At 65.6% G+C, this 15,262-nt stretch carries 8 protein-coding genes; 5 read left to right on the forward strand and 3 right to left on the reverse strand.

Going from position 1 to position 15,262, the window contains the following annotated elements:
- Positions 1 to 71: 71 nt before the first annotated feature.
- On the reverse strand, positions 72 to 7,730 hold the full coding sequence (locus AC1DDA_RS08230) for a peroxidase family protein (RefSeq protein WP_476795394.1): 7,659 nt from the start codon (positions 7,728 to 7,730) through the stop codon (positions 72 to 74).
- 262 nt (positions 7,731 to 7,992) lie between these two features.
- Here AC1DDA_RS08230 and AC1DDA_RS08235 point away from each other — a divergent pair, with 262 nt between their 5' ends.
- On the forward strand, positions 7,993 to 9,402 hold the full coding sequence (locus AC1DDA_RS08235) for a sensor histidine kinase (protein ID WP_476795395.1): 1,410 nt from the start codon (positions 7,993 to 7,995) through the stop codon (positions 9,400 to 9,402).
- A gap of 49 nt (positions 9,403 to 9,451) precedes the next feature.
- On the opposite strand, the gene AC1DDA_RS08240 is transcribed toward AC1DDA_RS08235, so the two are convergent.
- Complete coding sequence (locus AC1DDA_RS08240) at positions 9,452 to 10,129, reverse strand: response regulator (RefSeq protein ID WP_476795396.1); 678 nt, start codon at positions 10,127 to 10,129, stop codon at positions 9,452 to 9,454.
- Between the two features lie 410 nt (positions 10,130 to 10,539).
- Complete coding sequence (locus AC1DDA_RS08245) at positions 10,540 to 11,472, reverse strand: LysR substrate-binding domain-containing protein (protein WP_476795397.1); 933 nt, start codon at positions 11,470 to 11,472, stop codon at positions 10,540 to 10,542.
- 156 nt (positions 11,473 to 11,628) lie between these two features.
- Between AC1DDA_RS08245 and AC1DDA_RS08250 the strand changes: the two genes are divergently transcribed.
- The 4 genes from AC1DDA_RS08250 to AC1DDA_RS08265 are packed head-to-tail and all read left to right on the forward strand — an operon-like array spanning position 11,629 to position 15,255.
- Entirely contained in the window at positions 11,629 to 12,585 is a 957-nt protein-coding gene (locus tag AC1DDA_RS08250) for a hydroxymethylglutaryl-CoA lyase (protein WP_476795398.1), read from the forward strand.
- Positions 12,585 to 13,841, forward strand: coding sequence for a CaiB/BaiF CoA transferase family protein (locus AC1DDA_RS08255; RefSeq protein WP_476795399.1), 1,257 nt, complete (start codon positions 12,585 to 12,587; stop codon positions 13,839 to 13,841). Before AC1DDA_RS08250 ends, AC1DDA_RS08255 begins: the two co-directional genes overlap by 1 nt.
- Entirely contained in the window at positions 13,838 to 14,560 is a 723-nt protein-coding gene (locus tag AC1DDA_RS08260) for a PIG-L deacetylase family protein (protein WP_476795400.1), read from the forward strand. Before AC1DDA_RS08255 ends, AC1DDA_RS08260 begins: the two co-directional genes overlap by 4 nt.
- Positions 14,557 to 15,255, forward strand: coding sequence for a 4-carboxy-4-hydroxy-2-oxoadipate aldolase/oxaloacetate decarboxylase (locus AC1DDA_RS08265; protein ID WP_476795401.1), 699 nt, complete (start codon positions 14,557 to 14,559; stop codon positions 15,253 to 15,255). The genes AC1DDA_RS08260 and AC1DDA_RS08265 overlap by 4 nt, the downstream gene beginning before the upstream one ends.
- Positions 15,256 to 15,262: the final 7 nt, after the last annotated feature.

The raw sequence follows: 15,262 nt of genomic DNA on the forward strand, positions 1-15,262 counted from the left end.
GTGCGAGGACTATCGAGTAAAGAAGGATCGGGCGGGCGGCCCCCCGGTCCGCCCGCCCGCCGCCGGTTCGATCAGACGATGAAGCTGCCGGCTGTCAGGTTGTGACTACCCTTCAGGTTGATCTGGAACTCGGCATCCGTCGCCGCATCGACATTGCCCTTGACGATGGTGTAGTCGCCATCCGCACGGGTCTCGTAGGTAACCGTAAGCTGGGCCGAGGCGGTGAAGCTTCCGCCGTTGGCCAGAGTGAAGCTCTGGTTGCCGGCCTGGCTCGCATCCGCGTCGATCGCGCTGAGATCGAGCCGGTCTCCGGGCTGGAAGTCGAGGATGGTGTCGCCATCCGCGCCCTGCGTGCTGAGGAAGCGGAAGGTGTCGTTGCCCGAGCCGCCTTCCATCACATTCACCGCATCGCTCGCCGTGATCGTGTCGTTGCCCGAGCCGGTCGCCACATTCTCGATGCTCCACAGCGTGTCGGTGCCGGTCTGGCTGCTGACCGCGCTGCCGCGACCAAGCGCGCCGTTCCCAAGATCGACGGTCAGATTCGCCGTGATCGTCGAGAAATCGAGCGTATCCGAACCGTTGCCGCCGTCGATCTCGTCACCGAAATAGGTGTCGTCGTCGTCGCCGGCCGTGCCGATCATGAGGTCGTCCCCACTCCCCCCGACCACGGTGTCCTTGCCGGCGCCGGCATCGATCAGGTCGTTGCCCGCCCCGCCGAAGATCCGGTCGTTGCCGGCCTCGCCATAGAGCATGTCGGCCCCGCCACCGCCGAAGACCTGATCGTCGCCCGCTCCGGCGAAGACCACGTCGCGGCCGTCGCCAGCATCGACGAAATCAGCCCCTTCCCCTGCCGAGATCGCATCGGCGCCGGCCTCGCCGGTCAGCGTGTCGTCGCCGCCGAGGCCGATGATGTTGTCGGCACCCGCCGTGCCGATCAGGACATCGGCCGCCGCTGTTCCGCTGCGCAACGTGCCGCCGCTCGCAGGGTTCGGATTGGGCGCCGGCGTCCCCGGGCCGTCGTCATCATCGTCGCAGCCGCAGGACGGATCGTCATCGTCGTCATCGTCGTCGTCATCGCCGCCGGAGCCGACAGGATCCCCATCGTCGTCTTCGTCGTCGTCGCCGGGATAGGTCGGCCCGTCGTCATCATCGTCCTCATCGTCCGGGTGATTGCCGGAGCCGAACTGGGGCAAACCCTCGTCGCCCGCCGTAAAGCAGATGCTGTGCGTCGCGCTCGTCATCGTCGTGACGCCGTTCTCGTCCGTCGCGAATTCATAGTCCTCCGGCACGGCGCCGCCGGGGAGCTCGATCACGTCCTGCGGCCGCAAAGTCCCGACAATCGTGTCGTTGCCGCCATTCGACCGGAACACGATGCGGTGTGCCGAGGCCAGCGTCGAGATGTCGACGGTGTCGTCGCCCCCGTCGCCGTTGATGGTGATCGTGTTGAAGTTGAGGCTGGTGGGCGAGAAGTCGCCGACTGCCTGGACGGTATCCGCGCCCAGGCCCGTATTGATGGTGATCTCCTCGATATTATCGAGCTCCGCGATCACCGCGCCGTTGCGCGTGATCACGATCTCGGTCTCGGGGCGCAGCGTCGCGACGATGGCGGCGGGCGCCGCAGCGCGGGCATAGACCACGAAGGTCTCGGCCAGGATGCTGCCATTGACCACGAAACGATCGAGCGTCCCGGCGCCGCCATCGACGAAATCGCGGCCGTCATTGGTGAGGACGCCCGCCGACCAATTGATCGTGTCGTTGCCTGCTCCGGCCAGGATGACGTCGTTGCCGCCGCCGCCGACGAAAGTGCTGTTGCCGCCGTCCCCGATCAGGATGTTCGCCGCAGCCGTGCCGTCGATCGTGCCGGTGGTGTCGCGGGTGATCGTGACCTGGGCGGTATCGGTCGCGGTACCGTCGCTGGCAGTATAGGTGAAGGTGCCGCCCGCCTGGGCGTTGTCCGTCACCGTGACGGAGCCAGGATTCGCCGTCAGGCTGATCGCAGCCAGGCTGGCATTGTTGATCTGGGCCGCCGTGATGTCGAGCGCAGCGCTGTCGGCATCGGTGTCGTTCGCAAGCAGCGCCCATTCGGGGATAGCGAAAGGCACGGTGGCGAAGTTGGTGATGACCGTGTCGTTCGAAGCCACGGGGGCGTCGTTGACAGGCACCACATGGATCGTGCTGACCGCGACATTGCTGCTGAGCAGCGTGTCCGTGACACTCACATGGACGACGCGGTCGACAGCGCCCGGATCCTGCGAGCTGTTGCTGAAGGTGACCATCTGAATGGCCGCCTGGTAGTTCGCGACCGAAGCGGCGCCCGTCATCCGGATCGTGACGACACCGGGAACGGAGGTGTCGATCGTGCGCGTGATGCCGCCCGGCAAGGTCGCAGGCGCGGAGAGAGAATCGCCGGCCTGCGCATTGGTGAGCGTGACTGTGGCCGCGTTGATCGTGCCGCTGTCCTCCGTGATCCCAGGCAAGGACGCGATTGCCACGCCGGCGCCACCTTCGGTGAAGGTCGCCTGGTGATTGACCGTCGGGGTGACCGCCGGGCGCTGCAGATCGATCGACAGGTTGTCGATCGACACCAGCTCGTTGGCGGCGCTGATGTTCGAGGCCACGAAGCGCAAGGCTGCCGTCGCGGTGAACGGCCCCGCCAGCTCAAAAGAGTGCTGCGTCGCGCCGCCATCGCCTGTGATGGTGGCGAGTTCGACGAAGTTGACGCCGTCAGCGGCGAAGAAGACCGCGACCTGCTCGCCCGCATCCAGATTGTCGGGATTTGCCTGGAAGCTCAGCCTGGCGAAGGAAGCCGCACTCAGGTCGACCGCACGCTCCAGCGTGGCGCCGTTTCCGGCATCGAACTGCAGGGTTCCGCCGTTGATGCGGATCTGCCCGTTCGCACTCGTCGCGCTGCCGTCATCGCCGGTCTCGACCCAGTCCGGTCCCCAGTTCAGGCTGCCATTGGAGTTGCCGTAGTTGGCGGTGCCGAAATTATCCGCGTAGTTGCCGCCGGGATCGTAGGCGTTGAGGCTCAGTTGCGGCGCCGACAGGCTGACGGTCCGATCGGCAAATCGCAGTTGCTCGATGTTCCAGAGTTTGTCCGTTCCGTCGGAGGTGAGGCCGACCGTCACTGTGTCGTGGCTGACGAGCAGAGAGCCGTCGCTGTCGCGGGTAATGGTGTAGTTGGCGAAGTTGTCGCTGAAGACCGCCGTATCGACGTCGCCCGCGCCATTCGTCGCCCGAATTTCGCGGACGATGTTGAGCTGGACCGGGTTGATCGCGCCGGACAGCATCAGCGTGTGGAGGGGCTCGCCGGCCCAGCCCTGGTAGCCGAGCGCCAGCCCGGCCTCGGTCAGCGAGATCGGCTTGGCGAGGCCGTCGGTCGTGGCGATCTCGACGCCGTTGGTGTCGCGGATCGCGATGCGCACGTTGAGCCAGGCGTCGCCGTCGATCACGTCGTTGCCGCCGCGGCCTTCGATGGTGTCGCTGCCGCCGCCGCCGAGCAGGATATTGCCGTCGTCGAAGGCGACGATCTGCTCGCGCTGCTCCGCGGTCGAGCCGGCCGGCGCGGCGGCCACCCAGTTGCCGAGCACGTCCCTCAACCCCGCGATGCGGTCGACGCCCGCCTGGGTGAGCTGGTGGCCGGTCATCGTATTCTCGGCGCCGGCAAGCCCGCCGCCCCCCTCGCCGCCCAGCGCAGGATCGGCGCGGTTGTCGCCCTTCAGCGTGTCGTTTTTGTCCCAGCCCGAAAGCGCTTCGACTGCGTCAAAGCGGTCGCGAAGGATGTCTTGCTGGTCGGTTGTGAAAATCGGGACGAGGAGATCCGATTCCGCATTCTGATTGTTGCCCTTGTGGATCGCCCAATCGAAGCCGAGCATGCCCTCGTTGCGCATGACGCTTTCGCCCTGGACCATGATGTCGTCGCCGGATTCGGCGTCGAAATCATGCTCGTCGGTCCCGGCGAACATCACGTCGTGGCCGATGATCGTCGAGTTGAAGAACAGTTCGGAGTTGTCGCCGGCTGTGGTGTCGAAGCCGCCGCCGCCTTCGATCCAGTCGTCGCCCTCGTTGCCGAGCAGGAAGTCGCCGCCCTCGCCGCCGAGAATGAAGTCGTCTCCCAGGCCGCCGAAAGCCTCCTTGCCGTCGGGCCCGGCGATGAGGACATCCTTGCCCTCGTTGCCGAAGAGCAGGGCAAGGCCGCTGCCGCCATGGATGACGTCGTTGCCGGCTTCGCCGTGCAGCATGTCGACTTCGCCGATATCGGTGCCGCTGTTGGTGATGATGTCGTCACCGTCGCCGCCATGGATCTTGTCGACGCCGTAGCCGGCCTCGATGCGGTCGTTGCCCCCACGTCCCCAGACGCTGTCGTCGCCGCCGCCCGCGATGATGACGTCGTTGCCGTTCGTGCCCTGGATGAGGACGTGGTCGTTGCTGTTGACGCGCAGATGGGCAGCGATCTGGCCGGCCCCCTGGCTCCCGGCCGCGACGATGACGTTGCCGGCCTGATCACGCACGAAGGTGCCGTCGGGGTTGCGCTCGTACTCGATCAGGTTTCCGGCGGCGTCCCGGCGCTCGACGAAGCTCGACAGCGCCTCGAGGAAGGGATCGTCGTTCTCCGGTTCGGCGATGCCGAATTTCGCCTGCTCCCTGGCGTCCAGGTAGATGACATGGTCCGGCACCGAGAAGATGTCGCCCGGCACCGCGTAGCCCTGCGCACCGAGATCGGTATTGGCGAGAACCATCTTGGCGAAGGAGTTGTTCTCCAGCTCGTTCAGGAAATTGAGCCCCTGGACGCGCGACAGGTAATAGAACCGGTCGCCATTCTGCAGGTTCTCTAGCTGCAGCTCGAAGATGAAGGAGAAGGTCGAGCCGAGCATGCCTCCGAACGCCATCTTCTTCTCGGCGAGGCCCCCGACCCAGAGATCGACATCGTTCAGGCCGCCGAGGCTGCCGCCGGCATAGGCTCCCTTTGCATTGAGGAAATCGAGCCGGTCGGCGGGAGCCCCGGTGCCGCCGAAGACCAGCTTCATCGCGGCATCGCGCTTGGCGTCCGTCGTGGTGGCGGCGACGATCGTGGAATGCGTGCCATAGGCCGCAATGAAGTTCACGATCGAGGCCGGATTCTTCAGGTTGAGCGCGAAGTCGGTCCAGCTCGTGTAGGGGTCCAGCTGGGTGTCGCCGTTGGCGACCTCCTTGAATTGTGCGCGCGCCTCGTTCAGCGATGGAATGCCGGCCTCCCGGCCGCGGGCGATGTTCAGCGCCGCCAGATCGAGCGGAATGCCGACGAGCTGGTTGCGCAGCACATGGGTGACGAATTCGTCGATCTCGTTGCCGACCTGGCTGGTCATGCCGCGCACGATCGCGCCTGCGGCAGCCGCATGATCCACCGTCGCAGAACCGAAGGCGAGCGGGTTCAGGAAGGCATCGAACAGCGCGAGACTGCCGTCCGAACCGTCGGCGTTGGTGACGGCGATCTCCTCGCGCAGCATCGAGTGGCCGAAGCGGTAAACGACATGCGCGAACTCGGCGAAGATCGCGGGATTGATATCCGTCGACGGGTTGAAGACGAAGGCGTCCACATCCGGCTGGATCTTGCGGGCGAACTCCTCGAAGACGAGGTGCTGGTACTGCATTTCCGTCGAGAAGCGGGCAGCCTGGAACAGCCGTTCGCCGTCCCACTGCAGCGCGGCGATCGCTTGCGGGTTCGTCGGCAGCGCGGCGACGTCGGTGAGCAGCMATTCGTTCAGGAAGGCAAGGTCCGCGGCGGCCAGCGCCTTCTCCTTGATCTGCTGGACCGTACGGTTGTGCTCGGAGTGGAAGATGTGGTGCACCGCCGACAGGCCGATATTCTCGTTTCCGCGCCCGTCGCCGGTGATGTAGTGCGCGTCGAGGAGTTCGTTGTCATAGGTGACGGCGACGCCGAATTCGTTCACCGGGATCTCGTTGCCCGCAGCGTTATCGGTGTCCGCCGTCTTCAGGATCATCGGGGTCGCCGGATTGCGGTCATGGTCCACCAGACCCGGYACGGCGGCGTGCGCGATGTCGTCGAGGAAGGCGTGCCCGGTGCGGACAGCGCCTGCCGTGGAGATCGGGGCGGCAGGGTTTCCTTCGACGACCGCGTCGGCATCTGCGCCGCTGCCGCCGAACTTGTTGTCGGCCCCCAGGCTCGTGACCATCTGCGGGAAGCCGTTCGGGCCACGAACGAACTGACCGTAATCGTCCATCACGAAGAGCGGCACATTGAGCACATCGCTATCGGCCAGCTCGATGCCGAGAACGGCCCTGGCCTGTGCCTTGACGTCGGCCCAGGTCGCCAGGCCGCCGTGCTCGCCCTGCGGCTGGCCACGCGTGCCTTCCAGCAGCTTGCCGGTCGCGACCGGAACCAGCCCCGGGAAATCCGGGTCCGAGACCATCGCGTATTCGCGCAGGAAGAGCTGGTGCGAGCCGGAGGAGGTGTAGGTCTGGTTCTGATCCACCCAAGGGGTCGTCAGATTGGTCGCGTTCGTCGGCGCCCTCGTGAGCACCATGAAATTGGTTTCCGGGTGCGCCGGATCATAGAGCGGGTCATCCGGCTGCAGCGGGATGTAGATCGTGCCGTTGCCGCCCTTCTGGACCAGATCGAGGCCGTGATCGAAGAACTGGCCAAACAGCGTGAACCAGGAATTGTAGGGCGCCGACAGCCCCTCGTCGGGTGCGACATTCGGGATGATGACGGTGTGGCCCTCCATCTCGACGCCATGCGTCTGGAGCAGCGTATCGAGCTGCGTCTCGGCCAACTCGACATGCTGGGCGGCCGCGAGATTGGCCTGCGCCGTGGCGAGCGCGGCCGTCGCTGCGAGCACGGCGGCATTTGCCTGAACCACGACGGATTGTGCGCCGGCCACGGCTGATGCTGCGGCATTCGCCTCGGCCTCGGCCTGATCCTCGGCGAGTTGGGCGGCCTGCCAGGCAGCCAATGCCGCCTGCTCCGCAGCCTGGCCCGCGGGCGAGTTGTCGCCATCCGCCATCAGAGCGCTGAAAGTCGCCTCCGCTTGCGCGGTGGACTGCTGTGCGGCGGCGAGTTCATCCTGCTCGACAGCGCTCGCGGCCGCAGCGGCCTGAAGAGCTGCGGCGGCATCGGCGGCATCGGCCTGGGCGTCGGTGAGCGCACCGCCAGCGGTGGTGACCTCGGCCTGGAGCGCGGCGATGGTGGCCGCCTGGCCGGGTCCAGCCGCGATCGCCGCATCGAGCGCGGCCTTGGCCTGGACGATGGCCTGGAGTGCAGCGTTGAGTGCGCCGCCGGACAGGCCGGCATAGACGAGAGCCGCATAGATGGCGGCCGGATTGTCCAGCGTCTGGTCGACGATCAGGTTGGAGATGATGCGCGGATCCGCATCGGCAACCGAACCGGTCGGACCGTAGTTCCCGCCGACGGTCGCACCAGGGCCGAAGCTGATGCTGTCATCGCCTTCGGCGCGATAGGACGGCGTCGTGATCCGCGGGAAGCTGTTGTCGGCCGCCCCCCACTCCTCGCGTCCCGCGACGAGGTTGTTGTAGCTGCCATCCACCGTCCTGAGGCCGTAGGGCGCGAGCGGATGGCTGATCGCCAGCACGGCGCCGGCCGTTCCTTCCGGAACGATATCGCCCTGATCATTGACGTAGATCTGGTCGAGCGGCGTTCCGCTCGAATGCGCCTCGGCGATCTTGATCTGCCGCAGGATGAACTCGAGATCGTGCCTGACGATATTGACCATAGCCGGGATCTCCCAAATCGGCGCGCGAAAGCCCAACTGCGGAAACCACCTTCCGCAGCGTTAACCTAAAGACAAATTTCGCGATCTAATGTAGATTTTGCCGATCGACGCCGTCTTGCCTCGCGTCTTCGTACAAAACAGACCGCAGACATCCCCGATTTAATACTTTGTTAAGCAACAGAGTGCCTGACGGATGCTCAACCCGGTAGATGGAAAGGTCGAGAAAGATTTAGGGCCCGAAGTCGGGGGCGATACATCGACCTTGGATGGCGCCGAGTACCGACGAAAGTCCGTATCCGCTCTCGACAGGCTGCGGCGGCGATGGACCGCGCAAAGCCTGGAGCGTCGCTTCACCATCGCCGCCTCGCTCGTCGTCGGGCTGTCGATGATTACCCTTGGCTATTGGGTCGAGCGCCGCATTCGCAATGGCTGGGAGCAGGGCATGGCCGAGATCGGGGCCCATTACCTCGAAGCCCTTCTCGCCCCCCATGTCCTCGAACTCGAGCATGCCGACGCGCTGACGGAAGAGAGCAAGCAGAGAATCCAGGCGTTGATCGCCGATAGCCGGCTCGGCCAGCGCGTGACCATGATCAAGATCTGGAGCCGATCCGGTCAGCTCGTCTACAGCACCGGCCAGGCGAAGGAGGCGGCGCGACTTCAACCTTCGCGGCTCGCCACGCTCCTGGAAGGCCGGGTTCTGGTGTCCATCCAGAACGACAGCCACGGCGATGGTCGGGACGACCCGGGGCTGCTCGAAAGCTACGCGCCGATCTACAAGCCCGGCACCCGGACAATCGTTGCCATCGGCGAATTCTATGAGGTGAGCCACTCGCTCGACCGCGAAGTCGTGCAGCTGCGCTACGCGACCTGGTTCTTGATTCTCAACGTCGCGATCATCATCGGTTTCCTGCTCTACCTCACGATCAGGCGCGCCAGCCGGACCATCAGCTCGCAGCAATCGCTCCTGGCAGCCAATCTGGCGCGTGCCTCCGCACTGGCCAGACGGAACAACATGCTCCGCCGTGCTGCGGACCGGGCCCGGCTCGACTCGGCCGTCTCGAACGAGGTCTATCTCGCCCGCATCGGCGCCGACCTCCATGACGGGCCGATCCAGATGCTCAGCCTGCTGATGCTCCGGCTCCCCGACAAGCCTCCGGAGCTGCGGGCACAGCTGGAGCGCCTCATCCAGCAGACGCTGGCCGAGCTGCGCAATCTTTCCGCAGGGCTGGTCCTGCCCGAAATCCGCGACCTCTCGCCGTCTGACACGATCGAGGCCGCGATCAAACGACATGAGCAGCAGACCGGTACGGCCGTCGGCCGCAACCTCGTCGATCTCCCCGAGCAGATGCCGGAGGCGATCCGCTTCTGCGCTTTCCGCGTCGTTCAGGAGGCTTTGATGAACGGATACAAGCACGCACAGGGACGCGGCCAGCATGTCGCGACGCGCTTTGCTGCCGAAACGCTGGAGATCGTGATTTCCGACGACGGTCCCGGAAGCGAGGCCCAGCAGCCCGAGCCCACCCTGCAGCGGCCGCGGCTCGGCCTGCGGGGGCTGGAAACCCGGGTGAAAGCCCTGCGCGGCAGCCTGACCATCACGCCGCAACCGCAGGGCGGACTGCAGCTCAGGGCGCTGCTGCCGGTGCGCCGGCGCTCACCGACGACGGGGCTCTAGCGGGCAGAGACGAGCAAGCTGGGTCCAAGCAAGCTCGGTCGAAGCCGCCTCAGCGCCCCGCCGAGGAGAAATCGCCCGGCTTCATCTTCTGGGCGGCGATGACGACCTCGAGCCGGTTGCGTGCCCTGAGTTTGGTCATCAGATTGGTCATGTAGCTTTTGACCGTCTTCTCGCTCAGCGCGAGGCTCCGGGCGATCTCGCGGTTCTGCTTGCCGCATAGCAGCAGGCGAACGATCTGCTCCTCGCGCACGCTCAGTTTCGTGCTGATCACCGCTTGCTTCTCGGCGGCCTTGCTGTTCAGGGCGCTGATCACCTTCGCCGCGAAGGCGGGAGTAATGTAGACTTCGCCGCGCAGTGCAGCCTCCACCGCGTCGAGCAACTCGCTCGCGCTGCTGCCCTTCAGCACATATCCGGCGGCTCCGGCACCAAGAGCCCTGACTGCATGATCGGTGTCGGTCGAGGCTGTAAAGACGACGACGCGACAAGCAGGCGCGATGTCACGCAGCGCGGCCAACGCACCGAAGACGTCGCCGGGCATGTTGAGATCGACGATCAGCACGTCGCAGATCCGCCGGTCGACGATATCAATAATGTCGGCCGCGCTCGCGCCGATCTCTGCCACGACAAAATCGTCGCGGCGCGACAGAACGGTCGCGATCCCTTCCGCCAGCAGCGGATGGTCGTCGACGATCGCTATCGATATCCGGGGACGGGACTTATCCTGCATGCCCCAATACTCTGCCAGTTTAGAGACTCAGTAAACAAGCGAATTAACATACGGTTAAATCAGCAAGACGATGCTTCCACTACGTCAGCTATGTGGGACACGAGGCGCATCGGGAGCCGGCACCTATCCAGTCTCCGGCGTTTTTTTCGATCGCTCGGTGCTCCGATCGGCCGGGGGCGTTGGTCTGCACTCTCAGGCGCCGCATTTTTAGCGGGGCTCAAGCGCATTCTGTCCGCCTCGGCCCAAAGCCGGAAGACAGCGCGTCGGCAGAGAACGCGCGCAGCGTCAGAAACGTCTTCGCGGTCCCCTTCCTCAGGGCCAAATCGGCAGAAGAGCTCCCTGAGCAGATAGCGTGGAACGTCGTGCGGATCATCCGTTTCAAAGCAAGGGTTATCGACCCGGATCGTAGCTCAGTCAGAGGGTGGCTTCACCCGATCATCCGAGCCCGCATCACGAACCTCTTCCACGAGACGAAGGAAACGCTCCGCGAGAGGCGCCGTCTTGTTCAAGGTCTTCGCCAGGGCTATTCCGGTATTCGCATCGCGCGCGCGCAACTCGCGATGGTCGATCCCCGGCAACCCTTTGGAAGCGTAAACCCGCGGCAGGATCGCGATGCCCAGGCCCGCGCCGACGAAGCCGAGCAACGCGCCGCCATCGCTGCTCTGCTGCACCACCCGGGGCACGAAACCCGCACGTCTGCAGAGTGCCAGCGTGTGCTCGAACAGGCCGCTGCCGACCTGCCGCTTGAACGCGACGAAGTCCTCATCCGCGAGGGCGTCGAGCTCGACCGGGCCGTCGCGGCGGGAAAGAGGATGATCTGCCGAGAAGAAGACCTCGAGCCGGTCGCGCCATAACTCGATCATCTGGATGCTCCGGAGCGGCGAGCTTGGCACGAGCGGGCGCAGAAAGCCGAGATCGAGCTGATCATTCGCCAGCATCTGCAGCTGGGTCCCGGTCGGCAGGTGAGACATGTCGAGCGCAACATTGGGATAGCGCTGGCGGAACGCTCTCAGAATGCGCGGGAACATCTCATGCATCGGAACCGACGCCAGAAAGCCGATGCGAAGCCGGCCGGCTTCTCCGCGGCCCGCGGATTTCGCCAAGGCGAGCGTGTCGTTGAAGCGATCGAGAAGGTCCCGGAACGGCTCGAGCAGAAACTTCCCGGAGGTCGTCAATTCCACACCATGCGTGGTGCGGTGAAACAGCGTCGTCCCGAACTCCTTCTCAAGGTCGCGGATCTGGCTGCTCAGCGGGGGCTGACTGATGTTCAGCCGCTCCGCTGCACGGCGAAAACTTGCTTCCTCCGCCACCGCCAGAAAATAGCGCACATGCCGGATTTCCATGGGAATCTGCCTCGATGATGTCGGCCCAGTGATACGTTCAGGATTTCACGGGGCCCCTTAAAATATATTGGACGATATCGCTCCCGGCACGCAACTTGGCGCCAACGAACTCGCGGCACCACTGACCGCCGAGTCTTACGGGAGGTTTCCGGGCGCATGGCTGATCTTCCAGCCTCCATCGAGATTCACGAGGAAGGCCCGCGCGAGGGCTTCCAGATCGAGCCGGGGCCGATCGCAACAGCCGATAAGGTGCGGCTGATCGAGGCGCTGGCCGAAACCGGCCTCAAGCGCATTCAGGTCTGCTCCTTCGTCAATCCACGGGTCGTTCCGGGCTGGGCCGATGCCGACGACGTCGTCGCACGGATGAAGCCCAAAGACGGCGTCAGCTATACGGCGCTGTGGTTCAACGAGAAGGGCCTCGACCGCGCCCTCGCCGCTGCCGACAAGCTCACGCTCTACGGTTCGATCTCGCTGACGGCTTCGGAAGCGTTCACGCGCAGAAATCTCAATCGCAGCCATGCCGAGCAGGTCGAGGCGAGCCGCCGGCAGACGGCTCTCCACATCGCGCGTGGCGTACCGCTCAAGCGGGTCGGCGTGATGGCCGCCTTCGGCTGCAACTATCAGGGAGACGTGCCGCGCGAGCAGGTGATCGCGACGTTGCAGGACGGCTTCGGCGTCGCCGCCGAGGCCGGTGTCGAGATCGAGCGGATCTCGCTGTCGGATACGATGGGCTGGGCGACGCCGCCGCGCGTCGAGGCGCTTGTCGGCGAGGTCCGCGCGAAATGGCCCGACAAGCGCATCACGCTGCATCTCCACGACACCCGGGGTCTCGCGGTCGCGAACGCCTATGCAGGCCTGAAAATGGGCGTCGACTTTTTCGACTCCACGGTCGGCGGGCTCGGTGGCTGCCCCTTCGCCGGCCAGAAGGGCGCGGCCGGCAACATCAGCACCGAGGAACTCGTCCTTCTCTGTCACGAAATCGGCGTCGAAACGGGCGTCGACCTGGATGCCCTGATCGAGGTGGGGCGGATGGCCGAAGCCATCGTCGGCCACACCCTCCCCAGCGAACTGATCCATGCCGGTTCGCTCGACGCCCTGCGAGGTTCCGCCTGATGTCCGCCAAGCCGTTGCGAGGGCTCAAGGTCCTCGAATTCAGCCATATGATCATGGGGCCGACGGCAGGTCTCCTGTTTGCCGACCTCGGAGCGGACGTCGTCAAGATCGAGCCCGCGCCGGAAGGCGACCACACCCGCAGCCTGCCGGGATTTGGCGCGGGGTTCTTTCCGGGCTTCAACCGCAACAAGCGCAGTCTCGCGATCGACCTGAAGAAGCCGGAGGGACGCCGGGCCGTCCACCGTCTCGTCGCCGGTGCCGATATCGTCATCGAAAACTACGGTCCCGGAACGATGGAGCGGCTGGGCTGCGGCTATGAAGAGCTGAGCGCGGTCAATCCGCGCCTGCTTTATCTCGCCTTGAAGGGCTTTCTCGGCGGCCCCTACGAGAGGCGGCCGGCACTCGACGAGGTCATCCAGTTCCAGACCGGCCTCGCCTATATGACCGGGCCGCCCGGAAGGCCGCTTCGGGCGGGATCGTCGATCACCGACATTCTTGGAGGGATCTTCGGGGTCACCGCCGTCCTCGCCGCGCTCTCGGAGCGCAATCGCACCGGCAAGGGCCAGAAGGTCGGCAGCGCCCTGTTCGAAACCGGCGCCTTCCTGATGCTGACGCATATGGCGGGTTTCGCCGCGACGGGCAACGACCCTCGCCCGATGCCGATCAGGCACGGGGCGTGGGCCATCTACAACGTGTTCGACGTCGCCCGCGGCGAGCAGGTCTTCATCGGCGTGACCAGCAACATGCAATGGAGCCGCTTCATCGAGATGTTCGGCCTGCAGGAACTCGCGGGCGATCCGCGGCTGGCGAGCAACGCGTTGCGCAACGCCGAACGGAGCTGGTTGCTGCCGCGCATCCAGGAAGCGCTGCTGCCGCTTGCGCGCGACACCGTGCAGGAGCGCTGCGTGGCCGCCTCGATTCCCTTCGCCCCGGTCGGCAAGCCCACCGATCTCTTCGATGACGCGCATCTGCTCGCAAGCGGAGGCTTGCTCGACGTGGCCGTCACCACACTCAGCGGGGATGCCAGGACCTTCGGCCTCCCTGCCCTGCCGGTCGGCTTCGATGGCGCACGCCCCGGCATCGAGCGCCAACCGCCGACGCTCGGCGAGCACACCGTCGAGATCCTGACGGAGATCGGGCACACGGCCCAGGAAATCGCCCTCATGGACAAGGCAGGCGTGATCGCGGGCCCTGACCTCAACCGGCTTTTGTCTTCGGCCGATCTCATCGGCGCAGTTTTGGAGAGCAAGACGTGACGGCACCTGCAAGCGGATTGGTGGTCAGCGCCCACCCCGGCGATTTCGTCTGGCGCGCCGGTGGCGCAATCGCCCTGCACGCCCGCCGCGGCGTGCGAATGAAGATCGTCTGCCTCTCCTTCGGCGAGCGGGGCGAGAGCCAGGGCGCATGGAAGCAGCCCGGCATGACGCTCGAAGCCTGCAAGCACGCGCGGCAGGCGGAAGCCGAGGCTGCCGCGGCCGTGCTCGGCGCCGAGATCGAGTTCTTCGACGCCGGCGATTACCCGCTGCATCTGACCTCCGCGATGCTCGACCGGATGATCGACATCTATCGCGAACTCATGCCCTCCTTCGTGCTCACGCATGCCGATGCCGACCCCTACAATGTCGACCATCCGGAGGCCGCCCGCTTTGCCCGCGAGGCACGCATCGTGGCGCAGGCGGCCGGTCACAAGCCCGGTCCGTCAGTCAGCTACAATGCGCCCCAGCTCTACGCCTTCGAACCGCATCAGCCCGAGCAATGCGGCTTCCGGCCCGACCGGATTCTCAACATCACCGAGGTCTGGGAGGTGAAGCGCAGGGCTTTCGAGGCCCTGCCGGCTCAGCGGCATCTCTGGGACTATTATGAGCGCGTGGCCCTCAACCGCGGTATGCAGGGCGGGCGCAATTCCGGGCGGCCGATGACCTATGGCGAGGCCTACAGCTCCGCCTATCCAGAGGCCGTGGAGGCCTTCGCATGAGCGAGCTCGGGATCGTCGTCACGGATATCGAGCGCGCCGCCGGAGCGATCATCGACGAGCTCGGCAAATGCGGCGTCGCGACGTCGCATGAGGCAGCCGGCCGCGCGCCGGGCTTGATGGACCCCTATCTGGGGCCGATCTTTCCGGGAGTCGCGATTGCCGGCTCGGCCGTGACGGTTCTGGCCCAGCCCGGCGACAACTGGATGCTGCATGTCGCCGTCGAGCAATGCCAGCCCGGGGACATCCTCGTGGTCGCCTGCACCGCCGCGAATAGCGATGGCATGTTCGGCGATCTGCTTGCGACCTCGCTTCAGGCGCGGGGCGTGAGAGGGCTCGTCATCGACGGCGGCGTCCGGGACGTCAGCTCGCTGACGGAGATGGGTTTCCCGGTGTGGTCCCGCGTCATCTCGGCCCGCGGCACGGTCAAGGCGACGCTGGGTTCGGTGAATGTGCCGGTGGTCTGCGCCGGAGCTCATGTGCAGCCCGGAGACGACGTCGTGGCGGATGACGACGGGGTTCTGGTGCTGCCGCTTCAGCGTGCCGAAGCGGTGCTGGCGGCGGCGCGCAAACGGATCGCCGGCGAAAGCCAGCGCCGCGCGCGCCTCGCGGCCGGCGAACTGGGTCTCGACATCTACGAGATGAGGCCGGCGCTGGCGCGGGCGGGTTTGAAATACGTTTCCGCGAAGGAGCGATGAGCTCCCG

The organism is Allobosea sp. 10N428, assembly GCF_056394545.1.